The organism is Qipengyuania gaetbuli, from assembly GCF_009827315.1.
Taxonomy (GTDB): domain Bacteria; phylum Pseudomonadota; class Alphaproteobacteria; order Sphingomonadales; family Sphingomonadaceae; genus Qipengyuania; species Qipengyuania gaetbuli.
Genome location: NZ_WTYF01000004.1, coordinates 55,361 through 72,670 on the forward strand (window position 1 = coordinate 55,361; position 17,310 = coordinate 72,670).

General features: G+C 64.9%; 14 protein-coding genes. 8 read left to right on the forward strand and 6 right to left on the reverse strand.

The window, feature by feature from the left end:
* Window positions 1–15: 15 nt before the first annotated feature.
* On the forward strand, window positions 16–1,017 hold the full coding sequence (locus tag GRI42_RS02560) for a bile acid:sodium symporter family protein (protein WP_160606634.1): 1,002 nt from the start codon (window positions 16–18) through the stop codon (window positions 1,015–1,017).
* On the opposite strand, the gene GRI42_RS02565 is transcribed toward GRI42_RS02560, so the two are convergent.
* The gene (locus GRI42_RS02565) at window positions 950–2,020 is read right to left on the reverse strand and encodes a DUF475 domain-containing protein (RefSeq protein WP_160606636.1); all 1,071 of its coding nucleotides are present in this window, start codon (window positions 2,018–2,020) and stop codon (window positions 950–952) included. The genes GRI42_RS02560 and GRI42_RS02565 overlap by 68 nt on opposite strands.
* A gap of 16 nt (window positions 2,021–2,036) precedes the next feature.
* Window positions 2,037–2,909, reverse strand: coding sequence for a 3-methyl-2-oxobutanoate hydroxymethyltransferase (panB, locus tag GRI42_RS02570; protein WP_160606638.1), 873 nt, complete (start codon window positions 2,907–2,909; stop codon window positions 2,037–2,039).
* Between the two features lie 130 nt (window positions 2,910–3,039).
* Between panB and GRI42_RS02575 the strand changes: the two genes are divergently transcribed.
* Both GRI42_RS02575 and GRI42_RS02580 read left to right on the forward strand, forming a co-directional pair.
* The gene (locus GRI42_RS02575) at window positions 3,040–4,470 is read left to right on the forward strand and encodes a sodium-dependent transporter (protein WP_160606640.1); all 1,431 of its coding nucleotides are present in this window, start codon (window positions 3,040–3,042) and stop codon (window positions 4,468–4,470) included.
* A gap of 104 nt (window positions 4,471–4,574) precedes the next feature.
* Entirely contained in the window at window positions 4,575–6,158 is a 1,584-nt protein-coding gene (locus GRI42_RS02580; RefSeq protein WP_160606642.1) for an amino acid permease, read from the forward strand.
* Window positions 6,159–6,217: 59 nt separating this feature from the next.
* On the opposite strand, the gene GRI42_RS02585 is transcribed toward GRI42_RS02580, so the two are convergent.
* Window positions 6,218–6,703, reverse strand: a complete 486-nt coding sequence (locus GRI42_RS02585) for a pyridoxamine 5'-phosphate oxidase family protein (protein ID WP_160606644.1) — start codon at window positions 6,701–6,703, stop codon at window positions 6,218–6,220.
* Between the two features lie 149 nt (window positions 6,704–6,852).
* Between GRI42_RS02585 and GRI42_RS02590 the strand changes: the two genes are divergently transcribed.
* Together GRI42_RS02590 and GRI42_RS02595 are read left to right on the forward strand one after the other, a co-directional pair.
* Window positions 6,853–7,635: a hypothetical protein gene (locus tag GRI42_RS02590; RefSeq protein ID WP_160606646.1), complete on the forward strand. Its 783-nt coding sequence runs from the start codon at window positions 6,853–6,855 to the stop codon at window positions 7,633–7,635.
* Entirely contained in the window at window positions 7,632–9,206 is a 1,575-nt protein-coding gene (locus GRI42_RS02595) for a DUF6504 family protein (protein WP_160606647.1), read from the forward strand. Before GRI42_RS02590 ends, GRI42_RS02595 begins: the two co-directional genes overlap by 4 nt.
* Here GRI42_RS02595 and GRI42_RS02600 read toward each other — a convergent pair.
* The 3 genes from GRI42_RS02600 to GRI42_RS02610 all read right to left on the reverse strand — a co-directional run bounded on the left by GRI42_RS02600 (window position 9,203) and on the right by GRI42_RS02610 (window position 10,802).
* The gene (locus GRI42_RS02600) at window positions 9,203–9,511 is read right to left on the reverse strand and encodes a hypothetical protein (RefSeq protein WP_160606649.1); all 309 of its coding nucleotides are present in this window, start codon (window positions 9,509–9,511) and stop codon (window positions 9,203–9,205) included. The genes GRI42_RS02595 and GRI42_RS02600 overlap by 4 nt on opposite strands.
* Before the next feature lie 57 nt (window positions 9,512–9,568).
* Window positions 9,569–9,967 (reverse strand): PilZ domain-containing protein, encoded by a 399-nt coding sequence (locus GRI42_RS02605; RefSeq protein ID WP_160606652.1) that lies wholly within the window; start codon window positions 9,965–9,967, stop codon window positions 9,569–9,571.
* Window positions 9,968–10,097: 130 nt separating this feature from the next.
* Entirely contained in the window at window positions 10,098–10,802 is a 705-nt protein-coding gene (locus GRI42_RS02610; protein WP_160606654.1) for a carbonic anhydrase, read from the reverse strand.
* A 236-nt stretch (window positions 10,803–11,038) separates the two neighbouring features.
* Between GRI42_RS02610 and GRI42_RS02615 the strand changes: the two genes are divergently transcribed.
* From GRI42_RS02615 to GRI42_RS02625, 3 genes are read left to right on the forward strand one after another with little or no spacing between them, the layout of a single operon-like run.
* Window positions 11,039–12,283: a putative DNA modification/repair radical SAM protein gene (locus GRI42_RS02615; RefSeq protein ID WP_160606657.1), complete on the forward strand. Its 1,245-nt coding sequence runs from the start codon at window positions 11,039–11,041 to the stop codon at window positions 12,281–12,283.
* Entirely contained in the window at window positions 12,280–13,743 is a 1,464-nt protein-coding gene (locus GRI42_RS02620; RefSeq protein ID WP_160606659.1) for a UdgX family uracil-DNA binding protein, read from the forward strand. The genes GRI42_RS02615 and GRI42_RS02620 overlap by 4 nt, the downstream gene beginning before the upstream one ends.
* Before the next feature lie 4 nt (window positions 13,744–13,747).
* Window positions 13,748–17,287: an error-prone DNA polymerase gene (locus tag GRI42_RS02625; protein ID WP_160606661.1), complete on the forward strand. Its 3,540-nt coding sequence runs from the start codon at window positions 13,748–13,750 to the stop codon at window positions 17,285–17,287.
* The last annotated feature ends 23 nt before the right edge of the window (window positions 17,288–17,310 follow it).

Sequence of the window (17,310 nt, forward strand, 5' to 3'; positions counted from 1 at the left end):
GGCAGGTGGACCCTCATGGCACTTGCATCCATCGCCCGGGACCCGATGATCCGCTTTCTGGCAATTGCCATTGCGGCAGCAGCCTTCCTGCCAGCGACCGGGGCCGCGCGGGAGATTGCACAGCAAATCGCCAATGCAGCGATTTTCCTGCTCTTCCTGCTCAATGGCCTGCGGATCGACCGCCAGGATATCCTTGCCGGTATCGCGAACTGGAGGTTCCTCTTGCCGCTGGTCCTGTGGGTGTTTGGCGCGATGGCGATTGCCGGTCTGGGGCTGTCACTGGCTGCAAAGAGCTCGCTCCCCGCAGTTGTTGCACTCGGTTTCCTCTACCTCGGTGCGCTGCCTTCTACGGTGCAATCGGCGACGTCTTACACGTCGCTTTCCGGCGGCACGGTCGCGCTCTCGGTCGTCAGCGCGGCACTGCTCAACATCCTCGGTGTTTTCGTAACCGTGCCGATCTTCCTTGCGCTTGGCGGAAGCGGCGAGGGCGCGGTGGGGAGCGAGGTCATAGTCAAGATCCTCACGATCCTCGTCTTGCCTTTTGCCATAGGGCAGGTGTTCCAGAAGCGCGCTGCCCGGTTCACGGCAGGCAACAGGCAGCGCATCGTCTGGATCGACAGGTTTGTGATCGCGGTCGCAGTCTACGTGGCTTTTTCCGGTGCCGTAGAGCAGGGGTTGTGGTCACGCATGGACTGGTCGGGCTGGACAATCGTCCTTGCGCTGGTCGGCCTGTTCCTCGCCGTGGGACACTTCGGTGCCTGGGCCGCTGGCGGGATGCTGGGCCTGCGACGCGAAGACCGCATCGCCTTCCTGTTCGCCGGAGCGCAGAAGAGCGCAGCGGTAGGAGCGCCGCTTGCGACGATCCTGTTCCCGCCCGCCGTGGCCGGGTTCATCGTGGTGCCGCTGCTGCTTTACCACCTGTTCCAGTTGGTGCTGGCCGCGCCCCTGTCTACGCGGCTGGCCCGTCAGCCTCGACCGGGTGGCGGCGGTTGTACCGCACCGACCACCAGAAGCTGAGGCCGATCAGGATCGCACCGATCAGTCCGGTAATCGTCTCCGGAATGTGGAACTTGGCCGACACCAGCATGATCGCGCCGAGCACGATGATCGCCCAGAAAGCGCCGTGTTCGAGGAATCGGTAGGCCGCGAGCGTACCCTTGCGAACCAAGTGGATGGTCATCGAACGTACGAACATCGCGCCGATCGACAGGCCCAGCGCGATGACGACCATGTTGTTCGACAATGCGAATGCCCCGATTACCCCGTCGAAGCTGAAACTTGCGTCGAGTACGTTGAGGTAGAGGAAGCCGCCGAGGCCGCTGCGCACCACGACACCCTGCAGTCTGTGCGCCTCCTCCTTCATCTCGAGGATCGTGTTGATCCCTTCGACTGCAATGAAGGTCACGAGGCCAAGGATGCCGGCGACGAGGAAAGTCAGCGCTTCGTCGGGTTCGAGCAGGTTCGAAATGCCCCACATGACCAAAAGCAGCAAAGCGATTTCGGCGGCGGGCAGGGCGGCGAACTTGGCGAGGTTGCGCTCGATCACGGCGATCCAGTGCACTTCCTTGTCGAGGTCGAAAAAGAACTTCAGGCCGACCATCGCGAGGAATGCGCCGCCGAAACCGGCAATGCCGACATGCGCGCTCGATACGATGCGCTCGTATTCGTCCGGCTGGTTGAGCGAGAGGTTGATTGTCTCCAGCGGCCCGAGACCCGCGGCGATGGCCACGATGGCGAGCGGGAAGACCACGCGCATGCCGAAGACCGCAAAGGCGATGCCCCAGGTCAGGAAGCGGCGCTGCCAGACCTCGTCCATTTCCTTCAGTACCGAGGCGTTGACCACGGCATTGTCGAAGCTGAGCGAGATTTCAAGGACCGAGAGGACCACGATGATCCACAATAGCGACAGCGTCCCGGTGATCGTACCGGTCGCGCTCCAGCCGTACCAGGCGCCAAGGCCAAGGCAGACAAGGGTGAAGAAAAGGGAAAAGGCGTAGAAACGCCAGAGAGTTGCGAGCATGTTCTAGGTCCGGGTCTCAGCTCTTGGGCTGGTAGGTCTGTTCTTGCGACGGGAAACTGCGTGAACGCACTTCTTCGGCATATGTTGCAACCGTGCGGTCGATGACCTCTGCAATGTTTTCGTATTTCTTCACGAAGCGCGGGACGCGCTCGAACATGCCCAGCATGTCTTCCGTCACGAGGACCTGACCGTCGCACTGCGCAGAGGCTCCAATGCCGATGGTAGGGCAGGACACTGCCTTGGTCGCTTCGATCGCGATGGGTTCCACTACGCCTTCGATCACGATCGCGAATGCACCTGCTTCGTCGAGCGCCTTTGCATCGCCGACGATCTTGTCCGCCTCCGCATCGCTGCGCCCACGCGCCATGTACCCTCCGAGCACGTTTACCGCCTGCGGGGTCAGGCCGACATGGCCCATAACGGGGATGCCGCGCTGGTTGAGGAAAGCGACGGTTTCGGCCATCTGCTCGCCGCCTTCCAGCTTCACTGCGGCGGCGCCCGACTGCTTAAGCAGATAGGCAGCGTTTTCGAACGCCTGTTCCTTCGACGCTTCGTAGGAACCGAAGGGCATGTCGACTACCACGACCGAGTGATAGCTACCCCGCACCACGGCGGCAGCGTGGTTCGCCATCATCTCCAGCGTAACAGGAATGGTCGATGGCAATCCGTAGATTACCTGCCCCAGCGAATCCCCGACGAGCAAGATGTCGCAATGCGCATCGAGGATCTGCGCCTGACGCGCCGTATAGGCGGTCAGCATGACCAGCGGTTCCTTCGTTTCGCCGTCTGCCTTGTGGGCACGAATCTTCGGCACCGTCAGCCGTTTCATCGGCTGGGGCGTGGGGTTGGCGCGGCTCGTGCTCGTATCGAGCTGGAATGTGGTCGACATTGGCGTGCCCTAGCAAGTGCAGGGGAGAAGGCAAAGCAACGCTTGGACACCGCCCTTTATCCATGCTTAAAGCCCGCCCCGAGGAGCGGCGACCGGGAGCGCTGCGGGAAACAAGGGATTAGGACGACAAATGGTCGCGACTTCTCAAACCACGGGCGAGGGCTGGTCCTCGCGTAGCGCATTCATTCTTGCCGCGGTCGGCGCGGCAGTCGGGCTCGGCAACATCTGGCGCTTTCCGACTCTGGCCGGTGAAAGCGGCGGCGGCGCCTTCGTCATTTTCTACATCGGCTGCGTGTTCCTGTTGGGTCTGCCGCTGGTGCTGTCCGAGATTTTCGTCGGCCGTGTCGGCCAGACCGATGCCGTCGGTTCGATCCGCAAGGTAGCCGTGCAGTCGGGTGCCTCGCCGAGCTGGTCCATTTTCGGCGGGATCGGGGCGATCGCGGCATTCCTGATCGTGTCGTTCTACTCGGTCGTGGCTGGCTGGGTGCTCTATTATGCGGGCGTGATGGGCTGGGACTTCCTCCAGGCGATCCTGTCCGGCGATCCGTTCCGCGGCGCCCTTGCCGGGGAGAGCCGGGAACAGATCCAGCAGCGGCTCGGCGACATGTTCGCCAGTCCCGGCCTGCTGCTTGCCATGCATTTCGCATTCATGGGCCTTACCTTCTACATCGTGGCGCGCGGCGTCAGTTCGGGGATCGAGAAGGCCGCGACCTACCTGATGCCGGCGTTCTTCGTGCTCCTGCTTGGCCTGGTGATCTACGGAGCGATCGAGGGCGACATCGGAGATGCAGTGGCATTCCTGTTTACGCCCGACTGGTCGAAGCTGACCCCGCAGGTCATGAATTCGGCGCTGGGGCAGGCGCTTTTCTCGCTCTCGCTCGGCGTTGCAGGGCTGATCACCTACGGTTCCTACATCAAGGAAAACAGCGGCCTGGGCGCGACGTCCGCCATGATCGCATTTGCCGACACCGGCGTGGCTATCCTTGCCGGCCTGATGATCTTCCCGATCGTTTTCGCTGTCGGACTGGATCCGGCCGCCGGTCCGACGCTGGTATTCCAGACGCTGCCCTTCGCATTCCAGACCATGCCGGGCGGCGCATTGTTCGGGTTCCTCTTCTTCATCCTCATCCTCGTGGCGGCAGTCACCAGCTCGATCTCGCTGCTCGAAGTGCCCACCGCATGGGGCATAGGGGAGCGCGGCTGGAGCCGTCCGAAGTCGTCGGCGATCTTCGGCGGCGGGGCCTTCCTCATCGGGATCGCCTGCCTGCTAGGCTACAATGTCTGGGCCGATGTGCGCCCGCTGGGCTTCTGGTCGCTGTTCGAGAACACCGACATCCTCGACACGGTCGACGGGTTCACGGGCAAGGTCATGCTGCCGCTCGGCGCGCTGTTCACCTCGCTCTTCGTCGGGTGGAAGGCGGATGCCAACCTGCTGCGCACGACGACCGGCCTGTCGCCTGCAATGTTCGGCCTGTGGCGTTTCCTGATTGCCTGGCTGTGCCCGCTGGCAGTCACGATCATCCTCGTGACGGGGCTTTTCCCCTCGATTCTGGGGGCCTGACATATTTGCCGCTTTTCCAGTCTGAAGTTCGCGCGTAATTAGCGCGCTTCGGGCTGGCGGAGCGGGAGGGTCCCGAGGCGGGCCCGTGGAGGCCTTCGCCTGAAATGATCCTCGATAGAGTAAAGCCGCTCGACGCCATTCTGGCGACGGCGCAAAAGAAATCGCTGCACCGCTCGCTCGGTGCCATCCAACTCATGCTGTTCGGTATCGGCTGCATCATCGGCACCGGTATTTTCGTACTGACGGCCGCCGGCGCGCAGAAGGCAGGTCCGGGCCTGATGCTCGCCTTCGTGATCGCGGGCGCCGTCTGTATCGTCGCTGCGCTCTGCTATGCCGAAATCGCCGCCATGATCCCGGTCGCGGGTTCTGCCTATACCTACAGCTATGCCACGATGGGTGAATTCCTCGCCTGGACCGTCGGCTGGGCGCTGATCCTCGAATATGCCATCGCCGCATCGGCCGTCTCCGTCGGTTGGTCGGGCTATTTCACGGGGACCATCCTCAACGAATTCATGGGCATATACCTGCCTCAATGGCTGTCGGCCGGGCCGCTGGCGCTGGGCGGGGCAGAAGGCGGTTTCATCAACCTGCCCGCGCTCGTCATCGCCCTGCTGGTGACCTGGCTGCTGATGATCGGCACGAGCGAAAGCGCCAAGGTCAATGCCGTGCTTGTCGCTATCAAGGTAACGGCTCTGACCGCCTTCATCGGGCTGACGCTGACCAGCGCCTATTTCGATCCAGACCAGTTCAATCCCTTCCTGCCGGCCGGCGTGTTCGGCGGCTTCGGGACGGGTGTGGGTGCGGTCGGTGCCGCGGCGACCATCTTCTTCGCCTATGTCGGCTTCGACGCGGTTTCCACCGCGGCCGAGGAAACCAAGAACCCGCAGCGCAATGTGCCCATCGGCCTCGTCGGTTCGCTGCTGTTCTGCACAGTGTTCTACATCCTCGTGGCGGCAGGTGCGATCGGTACGATCGGCGGCCAGCCGATCATGGGGCCGAACGGCATTCCGTTCCCTGCAGGGTCGGAAGAACTGGCGCGCCAGTGCGCCCTGCCTGCCTATTCGAGCGCTCTCGTGTGCTCGGACGAAGCGCTGGCCCACGTGCTGCGCCAGATCGGCTTCTCGGGCATCGGCAACATGCTGGGCATCGCGGCTTTCCTCGCGCTGCCCTCGGTCATTCTGGTGCTGCTTTTCGCGCAGACGCGCATCTTCTTCGTGATGAGCCGCGACGGTCTTTTGCCTGAAGGCCTGTCCAAGGTGCACCCGAAATGGAAGACTCCCTATGTCGTCACTGCCATCACCGGCGTTATCGTGGCGGTTGCCGCCGCCTTCTTCCCGGTGGGTCAGCTGGCCGACATCGCCAACGCAGGAACGCTCTACGCCTTCCTGATGGTGGCGGTCGCGGTCATGCTGCTGCGCAAGACCGACCCGGATCGTAAGCGTGATTTCCGTACGCCGGCGCTGTGGCTGGTTGGGCCGGCGACCATCCTCGGTTGCGCCTTCCTGTTCCTGAACCTGCCGTTCGAAGCGATGCTGGTGCTGCCGATCTGGACCGCGATCGGCCTGGTCATCTATTTCGTCTACAGCCGCGGGAACAGCCATCTCGGACGCGGGATCGTCGAAGTCGTCGACGATGTAGCGGGCGAGGAGACGATGATCCCCATCCATCCCGACAAGCCGCGGGACTAAGGCAAAAAGAAAGGGCCGCCCCACTGGAGCGGCCCTTTTTCTTTGCGCAGTCGATCCGCCTAGAGGTCGACGCTCTCCACGTGGCGTTCTTCCGCTTCGTCGTGGACGGTCATGCCGAGTGCCATCTTGGCAGTGTTGAGCAGGCCGAGGTCGCCGCTCCAGATTTCCGCCTGGCCCAGGTCCATGCGCAGGAACAGGATATCCGGATCGTCCTTGCCGCCGTCGTACCAAGCTTCGACGAAGTTGTTCCAGAACTGGTCGAAACGCTCCTGGCTGGTCTCGATCGCCAGCGTGCCGTCGAAGCGCGCGAACATGTCGTGGTCCTTGCCGGCGTAACTTGCCTTGACCTTCCCCAGCTTCGCGAAGGTGCTGTTCTTCTGCGTGAAGAACCAGATCGAGCTGTTGGCATCCTTGTCGAGCTGGGCGGTCATCGGCACCGAAGTGTCGGACTGGCCGTCGAGTTCGAGGAAGAGGAACGGCGAATCCGCCATGGCGTGCCAGAACTTCTCCTTGAGCGCGTCGGGGTTGCCTTTCGAATATTTCATGATCTTGCCCTTTTGGTGATTGCGTTTGGTTTTCCTACGCTTGGAGCTGCTTGCGTGTTCCAGCGACTGCGCCGGAGCGGGGCAGTGCACAGACGAATTGCGAATCTCTGCCGCATAGAACATAATGCGAACAAACGAGTCGATTCCCCATGTCCGATGCCGCCCTTTCCTCCCTGCCGATCACGGCCTTCGAAGACGTTGCCGCGCTGTCCGCGCGTCGCAGCGCGCGCTGGCGTCCGGGACTGGCGGCAGTGCAGGGGCCGGCGCTCCACAACGAGGTTTTTGCCCTTTCGCGCGAAGCCGCAGGGGCGGGGGTGGCGCTTGCCCTGGCGCTCGACGACTGGCGGCATGTCCCGCGTGAATGCGGCTGCGAGGCGGAGGACCGGCGCGGCGTGCTGTGGGTCCAGACGCGCGAGGCGGCGCGCCTTGGCGGCAGGCCCTGTCGCGCAGGGCTCCCGGCGGACCTGCAGGGCCGCGTGATCCACGTGCTGGCGGAGAAGGTGGAGGATGCCCTCTTCGCGCTGGAAGAGGGGCTGCGCTGCCGCGATCTCGCCTTCGTGATCGGTGAAATCCCGGGCAATGCGAAGGCGCTGGATTTCACCGCCTCGCGCCGGCTGACCCTGGTGAGCGAGAGGCACGGTGTGCCGCTGTTCCTTGTCCGGCTCGATGCTGCGCGCGACCTGTCTTCGGCGCGGATGCGCTGGGAAGCCACCAGCGCGCCGTCCGCCCCGCCGCGCTGGAACGCGCAGGCCCCGGGCGATCCGGCGTGGCGTGCCGAACTCTTCCGGGCGCGCAGCCATGCGCCCGGCGAATGGCTGCTGGGAGAGGACGGCAAGGCCCTCAGGGCAGGCAGGGCCGGCGCAGAAACCGACCGCGCGGTCGCGAACTGGGCGGCCGGGTTGCAACATCGCCGCGCGCCCCGGCGGGCATGAGCGCGCTCCTGCCGGATGCCGCGCGCCCGCGCCGCATCCTATCCATCTGGATGCCTGCCATGGCGATGGATCGCTGGCGGCTGGGCGGTTCCGGCGAGCGCCGCGCGCTCGACAACAGGCCGCTCGTGCTCATCGCCGATACCGCCCACGGGCCGCGGATCGAGGCGGCCAACCGGCCGGGCATGGCGGCAGGCGCGCGCCGGGGCATGATGCTGGCCGATGCGCGCACGCTGTGCCCTGACATCGCTACCGCGCCGAGCGATCCGGCGGGCGATCTCGCCTTTCTCGAAAAGCTGGCGATCTGGGCGCAGCGCTGGGGCCCGTGGTCGGCGATGGACGCGCCCGACGGCCTGCTGGTCGACGTGACGGCAGTGCCGCACCTGTTCGGCGGGGAAGGCAGGCTGCTGGCCGATGTGGCAGAAGCCTTCGCGCGCCGCGAACTGACGCTGCGCTGCGCGATCGCGCCGACGGCGGGGGCGGCATGGGCGCTGTCGCATTACGGCCCCCCCGGCGCGATCCTGGCTGCGCAGGACGATGCCGAAGCGAGGCTTGCCGACCTGCCTGTCGCCGCGCTCCGCCTCGACGACGATGTACTTACCGTGCTGCGCCGCCTCGGCCTTAAGCGGCTCGGAGAGCTGGTCACGATCGGCCGCGATGCGATCCAGCGGCGGTTCCGCAACCGCAAGTCGCCTGCCGCCAACCCGCTCATCCGGCTCGACCAGATCCTCGGCAGGGTGCCTGAACCGCTGCTGCCGGTGGTTCCGCAGCACATGCCGCTGGTCCAGCGGCGCCTGATGGAGCCGATCCGCCATCGCCAGTTGCTGGACCAGGTGGTGGGCGACCTCGCAGGTGACATGGCGCGCGAACTGGAAGCGCGGGGCGAAGGCGCGCGCAGGCTGGAGCTGGGAATGTGGCGGGTCGACGGGGAGGTGGTGGTGCGCCGTCTCGAAATGGCTGCCGCCACCCGCGAGGCGGCGCATATCTGCCGGCTCTTCGCGGCGCGGCTCGACGATGTGGATGCAGGGTTCGGTATCGAGATGCTGCGCCTGCGCGCCAGCTGGGCAGAGCCGCTGGCGCTGGAGCAGGGCGATATCGAGGCAGCGGCAGAAACGCACGGCACTTCGCTGGCGGCCTGTATCGACCGGCTGACGGTACGCCTCGGCAGGGATGCGGTTACGCGGCCGGTTCCGTTTGCCAGCCACATCCCCGAGCGCGCGCAACGCTGGCAGCCCCCGCTCGAGCCGGAACCGACTTCACAAGGCGAATTGGCTTTTCACAATAGGCCTTTGAAATTGCTAGACAATCCGGAAAAGATTGCAGTGCTCTATGCGACCCCTGACGGGTACCCGCGGCGCTTTCGCTGGCGGGGGGAAGTGCACGAGGTGGCGCGGGTCGAAGGCCCGGAACGCATAGCTCCCGAATGGTGGCGCGAGCGCGGGGGTACGAGGCTGCGGGACTACTACCGGATCGAGGACGATCGCGGACGCCGTTACTGGATCTATCGCCTCGGCATCGTGGGCGACGGCCGTGGCGGGGCGCCCGACTGGTACTTGCAGGGCCTGTGCGCCTAGGCTGGCTCGGACGGTTCTTGCGCGCCTTCTTCCGGCACGACCGGCTCTTCGGGTCCGTGCTGGATTTCGGAGAGTTCGGGCATCAGCGCACTGCCCTTGCACACACTGTCGCCGGCCACGATCGTGGCTGCGACGCGCGACTGCTCCATCGCCTCGGGTGTGTTGTTGAAAGGCGGAACGACCGTTTGCGGCGCGACGCATTTTGCAGGAACTTCGCTAGGCGCGTCGGCCTGTGCTTCCTCTTCCTGCGCCAGAGCAGGGGTTGCCGAAAGGGCAAGGGCAGTCATCAGGTATGCGGCGCGCATGGGCAATCTCCAATCCCTGTGCCTATCGCGCAGGCGAGATTGCGGGTGCCTGAACCCTCAGCCTTCCGAAACAAGGCTCGCACGACGCGAACGCCGCTGCCCGAGAGGGATGTTACCGAAATTCGCGACCGGACCCGACGGGACCTCTACCGTGTCGACGGTCTGGTCGATGACCGATTGGGGAAGGGGGCGCTCGAACACAAGGCCGCAGCTGCGCTCGTTGGCCCAGACCACCTTGCCGAAATGCTCGTGGCCGTTCCACGAAAGCAGTCCCGAAACGCCTTCGCTAGGGGGGGTGGGGGTATCGAGGCGCGCACCTGCCTCGGACAGATCCGAAAGCCGGCCGTGACGGTCGCCGCCCAGCATCTTGAGCGTTGCCGCGCAATCGACGCTGTATCGCGTCGCAACGCGCCGGTCCTGCGGTTTTGCGACCTGGTTCCTGCGGAAAAGCCCCACGCGCCATTTCTCCCCTTGAAGGATCCTATTGCCGCAAGAAGGGTGAATCCGGCCCTTCCGCTCATGCTTACCGGGCCATTAGGGAACCGGTGGCAGGCAAATTAAGCCCACACCCGTCCCCTCATTGAGATCAAGGCAGATCGAAGAAGTCGACCTTGCCCTGGTCGAGGTCGTAATAGGCGCCGACCACCTTGAGTGCGCCGCTCCGCTGCGGTTCGAGCAGGATCGGATCGGTGTGCTGGCGTAGTTGCTTGACCACGCGGCGGACATTGGCCCGGACCGAGTTGTCGAGCAGGTCGCCTTCTTCGCGGCGGGCTGCCAGGACGGCAGGGACGATCGGTTCGATCATTGGGCCGATGGAGCCGGGGAATTCTGCGTTGTCGGTGACGACCTGAGTCGCTGCCTTCACGGCACCACAGCTCTCGTGACCCATCACCACCACCAGCGGCACCTTGAGTTCTGCCACGGCATATTCGATGGATCCGAGCGCCACGGTATCGACCGTATTCCCGGCGTTACGGATGATAAAAAGCTCGCCGAGTCTGCGACCGAAAAGAAGTTCCGGCGGAACACGGCTGTCGGAGCACGTCACGTAAGCTGCAAAGGGGGTTTGTCCCTTGGCGATGTCGAGACGCCGCTGGGCGCTGGTCAGGACGCTGGTCTGCTCTCCCCTGAGGAAGGCTTCGTTACCCTCGCGCAGCAGTTGTAGTGCCGTGTCGGGGGTCAGCTCCGAAGCCGGAGGGGCGGGCTTGAGTAAGCTTGGTGCCTGTGCGCTGGCACTTGCACCCCCACCCACAATGGCGGCGGCTCCGGCGGCGCCGGTGGGAGATAACATCGTTCTTCTGGAAATCATTACATTCTCCCTGTGCACACACGGGAGCAACGTCGTGTCAGGCCCGTCTGCGCAATTCGCGTTGCGATACGTCCGACATCACGAATGCTGCTGCACTCGCCAGAGGGGCGCGGTCCGTACCCCCGCTGCGCGCGTGTGCGCGAGGAGTTCCCGAAAAAATCCAACTTCGTGCATCTTTTGACATTGGCGAATCCAGTGCTGGAACACATAAAGAACAAATGGCGCAGCAGACGATCCTCCAGAAGCTGGAAATCCTCGCCGATGCGGCGAAATACGATGCCTCTTGCGCGTCGTCCGGCACGGCGAAGAAGAACAGCCTGGGCGGAAAGGGGATCGGTTCGACCGAAGGAATGGGCATCTGCCATGCCTACGCGCCCGACGGCCGCTGTATCAGCTTGCTCAAGATATTGCTGACCAATCACTGCGTGTTCGACTGCCATTACTGCGTCAATCGCAAGAGCTCGAACGTGGCGCGGGCGCGTTTCACCCCGCAGGAAGTGGTCGACCTGACGCTGGCCTTCTACCGCCGCAATTATATCGAGGGTCTGTTCCTCTCCTCGGGCATCGTGAAGAACTCGAACCACACGATGGAACAGATCGTCGAGGTCGCGCGCATCCTGCGCGAAGAGCATGATTTCCGCGGCTACATCCACCTCAAGACCATTCCCGAAGCGGATGCGGAGATCGTCCACCAGGCCGGGCTCTATGCCGACCGTGTCTCGATCAATGTCGAACTGCCGACCGACAGCGGCCTCACCCGCCTCGCGCCGGACAAGGACGCGCGGCAGATCGAAGGTGCGATGGGCAAGGTGAAGGCCGATCTTGCAGAGGCGAAAGACGCGCACAAAAGGTTCAAGCACGCACCGCGCTTCGCACCCGCCGGCCAGTCGACCCAGATGATCGTCGGCGCCGATGCCGCGACCGATGCCGACATCGTGGGCAAGGCCAGCAGGCTGTACGACAATTTCCGCCTGCGCCGGGTCTACTACAGCGCCTTCTCGCCCATTCCCGATGCCAGTGCGGTGCTGCCACTGAAGCGTCCGCCGCTGATCCGCGAACACCGGCTCTACCAGTCCGACTGGCTGATGCGGTTCTACGGCTACAAACCGGCCGAGGTGATGCAGGCGACCGAGGCGGACGGGAACCTGCCGCTGGACATTGATCCCAAGCTCGCTTGGGCGCTGAAATTCCGAGAGCAATTCCCGGTCGACGTGAACCGGTCCACCAAGGAGCAATTGCTCCGCGTGCCCGGCCTCGGCGTGAAGGCGGTGGGCAAGATCCTCGCCAGTCGCCGCCACCGCGCGCTGCGGCTGGACGATGTGGCGCTGCTCACCCAGTCGATCACCAAGGTGCGGCCCTTCATCTGCACGGTGGACTGGCGCCCGGTCATGCTGACCGACCGGGCCGACCTCAGGAGCCTGCTCGCGCCAAAGGCAGAGCAGCTGGAGCTGTTTGCGGCATGACCGCGCTTCAGCATGTCAAACTCGGCACCTATTACGTGGTGCATCTGCCCGAGCCGGACGATTTCGACTTCTGGCGCGAACGGGCGCGCTCGCTCGTCCAGTGCGATGTGCCGCCCGACCGGATCGCTTGGGTCGAACCGAGCGGGAGTGGGGACCTGTTCGCTCATGGAGAGCGGCGCATGCCCGTGCCGCCGATGGATGCAAGGCCGGTGCGCGCCAACCGCCGCTTCGTCAGCCTCGCGAAGAACGCCATCCTCCATTCCGATCCCGAGCGTTTCGCGCTGCTCTACCGCCTGCTGTGGCGGCTCCAGTCCAATCCGCGGATGATGGAGGACAAGGCCGACCTCGACGTACGGCGGGTGGAGGAACTCGACAAGAACGTGCGGCGCGACAGCCACAAGATGCACGCCTTCGTCCGCTTCCGGCTGGTGGAAAGCCCAAATGACTCAGGGGGGGAAGAGGCGGGCGAACACTACGTCGCCTGGTTCGAGCCGGAGCATCACATCCTGCGCGCCAATGCGGGCTTCTTCATGCGCCGCTTTTCGAACATGCGCTGGTCGATCCTGACCCCTCGCGGCAGCCTCCACTGGGACGGCGAGACGATGGCGGAAGGCCCGCCTGCCGAGCGCCACGATGCCCCCGGCGGCGATCCGATGGAGGATCTGTGGCGCACCTACTACGCCTCCATCTTCAACCCCGCGCGGCTAAAGATCGGGGCCATGCTGAAGGAAATGCCCAAGAAGTACTGGAAGAACATGCCCGAGGCATCGCTCATCCCGGACCTGATCGCAGGCGCACAGGGGCGCGAGGCCAGCATGGTGGAAAAGGGCAAGTCTGTGTTCTCTGGGGAATTCGAGGAGCGGCCCGACACGCTGGCCGCGATCGACAAGGCGATCCATGCCTGCCGCAAGTGCCCCATCGGCGCGCTCGACAATACCGCCGTCATGGGGGAGGGGCCGCAGGATGCCGCCCTGATGATCGTCGGCGAACAGCCTGGCGATAACGAGGACTTGGCTGGCCGCCCCTTCGTGGGCCCGGCCGGGCAATTGCTCGACGTGCATCTGGAGAAGGCCGGGATCGACCGGCGCGCGGCCTATCTCACCAATGCGGTGAAGCATTTCAAATACGTGCAGCGCGGCAAGCGGCGGCTGCACCAGAACCCGGGCGCGAAGGAAATCGACATCTGCCGCTGGTGGATCGAGAGCGAGCGCGCGATCGTGCAGCCCAAGCTGGTGCTCGCCATGGGCGCCAGCGCGGCGCGCGGCCTGCTGGGCAAGACGGTCAGCATCTCCAAGGTGCGCGGCACGCCGATCCCGCTGGAAGACGGCAGCGAACTGTGGGTCACCGCGCACCCGTCCTATCTCCTGCGCCTCGAAGGCCCGGCGCGCGAGGAACAGGCGCGGCTGTTCGATGCCGACCTTGCCGCGGTGAAGGCGCGCCTGGCGGAGCTGGCGGGGTGAGCCCATGCCCGAAAGCGACCTCCAGATTCCCAAGCGCACGATCGAGATCGATCCTGCCTCGGTAGACGCGCCGCCGCGCAGCGCCTTCGTCGAACTCGGCATCGTGTCATGTTTCAGCTTCCTGCGCGGGGCATCGGATGCGGTGGACCTCGTGCTCAAGGCGCGCGCGCTGGGATACGACGCGATCGGGATTGCCGATGCCAACACCATGGCCGGTGTGGTGCGCGTCCATACCGAGGCGGCAACGCTCAAGGTGAAACCCTGCATCGGCTGCCGGATCGAAACGCTCGAAGGGCTGGCCTTCCTCGCCTATCCGAAGAACCGCGCGGCCTATGGCCGGCTCTGCCGCCTGATCTCGGCGGGCCGGATGCGCACGCTGGACGGCGAATGGCAGGAGAAGGGGGAGTGCCACATCTCGCTCTCCATGCTCGCCCGCCATGCGGAGGGCGTGCAGCTGATCCTCGTGCCCCCGCGCGATCTGGCGCAGGAATACACCGTGCCTGCATGGGCCGGAAACGTGGTGGGGCTGGCAGGAGAGAAGCTGCAGGAACACCTTGCCGCGCCCTTTGCCGATATCGTGCCGCAGCTTGCCGCCGGTCTGCCCGGCCTGCGTCATATCGCGGCGGCCTATCTCTATACCGACAGCGATATCGCACGGATCGAGCAGCTCGACACGCTGGCGAAGACGAACGGCCTGTCGATCCTCGCCACGAACGACGTGCATTACGCGGGGCCGGAGAGGCGCCCGTTGCAAGACGTGATGACCGCGATCCGGCACAAGACCACGGTCGCTGCCGCCGGCCACCTGCTCCACGGCAATGCGGAGCGTTACCTCAAGCCGCCTGCGACCATGGTCCGCCTGTTCGAACGCTGGCCGCATGCCATCACCGCAGCGCGCGAAGTGGCCGATGCCTGCAATTTCAGCCTCGACGAGCTGAAATACGAATATCCCGAAGAGCTCTATCCCGGCGGGGTGGAGCCGCAGGACTATCTCGTCTCCGAGACGTGGAAGGGGGCCGAATGGCGCTATCCCGCAGGGATTCCCGAAAGCGTGGCGGAAACCTTGCACAAGGAGCTGGCGCTGATCGGCAAGATGGAGCTGGCGCGCTATTTCCTGACCATCAAGGACATCGTCGATTTCGCGCGCGAGAAGGTCGATCCGCCGATCCTGTGCCAGGGGCGCGGCAGCGCGGCCAATTCGGCCGTCTGCTATTGCCTCGGCATCACCAGCGTCGATCCGGCGCAGCACCAGCTGCTGTTCGACCGCTTCATCTCCGAAGACCGCAAGGAACCGCCCGATATCGACGTCGATTTCGAGCACGAGCGGCGCGAGGAAGTGATCCAGTATCTCTACCGCAAGTACGGCCGCCACCGCGCCGGGCTGTGCGCCACGGTCATTCATTACCGCCCGCGCATGGCGATCCGCGAAGTGGGCAAGGCGATGGGGCTGAGCGAGGACGTGACCGCCGCGCTCGCCAAAACGGTATGGGGCGGCTGGGGCCGCGAGATCAGCGAGAAGCACGCTGCCGAAACGGGCATGGACGTGACCGATTCGCACCTCAGGCGCGTTCTCAAACTGACCGAGCAAATGATTGGAATGCCGCGCCATTTGTCGCAGCATGTCGGCGGGTTCATTCTCACCGAAGGCGCGCTGACCGAAACGGTGCCGGTCGGCAATGGCGCCATGCCCGATCGCAGTTTCATCGAATGGGACAAGGACGATATCGAGGCGCTGGGCATCCTCAAGGTCGACGTGCTGGCGCTGGGCATGCTGACCTGCATCCGCAAGTGCCTCGACCTGCTCGACGATCATCACGGCCGCACGCTGACGCTCGCCTCGGTCCCGCGCGAGGATCCGGAAACCTATGCCATGCTGCGCGCCGGAGATTCGCTCGGCGTCTTCCAGGTGGAAAGCCGGGCACAGATGAACATGCTGCCGAGACTGCGCCCGCGCGAATTCTACGACCTCGTCATCCAGGTCGCCATCGTGCGCCCGGGTCCCATCCAGGGCGACATGGTCCACCCCTATCTGAAGCGCAGGCGCGGAGCGGAACAGGTGGTGATCCCCGCGCCGTCGCCGCAGCACGGCCCGCCGGACGAGCTTTCCAGCATTCTAGAGCGTACGCTGGGCGTGCCGATCTTCCAGGAACAGGCGATGAAGATCGCGCTCGATGCGGCCAAGTTCTCCTCGAAAGAGGCGAACCGGCTGCGGAAGGCCATGGCGACCTTCCGCAGCCGCGGCATGGTGGACGAATTGCAGGACATGATGGTCGAACGCATGGTCGCGCGTGGCTACGACCGCGATTTCGCCCAGCGCTGCTTCAACCAGATCCGCGGTTTCGGCGAATACGGCTTTCCCGAAAGCCATGCGGCCAGCTTCGCGCATCTCGTCTACGTGTCGAGCTGGCTGAAATGCCATTTCCCCGCCGCCTTTGCCTGCGCGCTGCTGAATTCGCAGCCCATGGGCTTCTATGCACCCGCGCAGATCGTGCGCGATGCGGCGGAACACGGCGTGCGCGTGCTGCCGGTGGATGTGAACCTGTCGCAGTGGGACTGCACGCTGGAGGAAGTCGGTGCGGCGAGCGGCAGGCAGGGCGACAGCGGGCGGCTCGACCGGCACGTCGCCTTGCGGCTGGGCCTGAGGCAGGTGGACGGCCTGCCCGAAGCGGTGGCCGCGCAACTCGTCGCCGAGCGCGAGGAGAACGGCGCCTATGAGGACGTGCGCGCGCTGCGCGATCGTGCGCGGATCGGTCCCGCCCATGTGGAACGGCTCGCCAGCGCGGATGCCTTCGGTTCGATGCGCCTGTCGCGCAGGCAGGCCCTGTGGGACGCGCGCAGCCTTGTCGGCGGGGCGGACCTGCCGCTGTTCGCCGCCGCCGCCACGCGCGACGAGGGGGCGGAGGTACGTCGCACCACGCTGCCGCAGATGCCTCTGTCGGAGGAAGTGGTGGCCGATTACCAGACCACCCGTCTCAGCCTGAAGGCGCATCCGATGGCGTTCCTGCGCGCCAGCCTTGCCGAACGCGGCTTCGTGCGTGCCTGCGATCTGAGGGCGCGCAAGTTCCGCTCCATGGTCCACGTCGCGGGCGTGGTGCTGATCCGCCAGCGGCCGGGCTCTGCCAAGGGCGTGTGCTTCATCACGCTGGAGGACGAGACCGGCGTCGTCAATCTCGTCGTCTGGCCGGACCTGAAGGAAAAGCAGCGCCGGGTGGTCATGGGCGCACGCCTGATGGAGGTGCGCGGGCGCGTCGAATACGACGACGAGGTAATCCACGTGATCGCGCATCACATGACCGATGCGACTGACCAGTTGCACAGGCTGTCCGACGACATGCTCAACGCGCCGCTCGCCCGGGCCGACCATGTCTCCTCGCCCCTGCCGGACAAGTTCAACCCGCGCGACAATCTGCGCGAGGGCAGGGACGATCCCTACCAGCCGGTCGAACCGTGGCAGGAACCGCCGCCGGGCAACCGCGAATGCGGCTGGCATCAGGGACATCCGCGCGACGGGCGGATCATTCCGAAATCGCGCGACTTCCACTGAGGCTGCGGCTAGGGGCGCGGGCG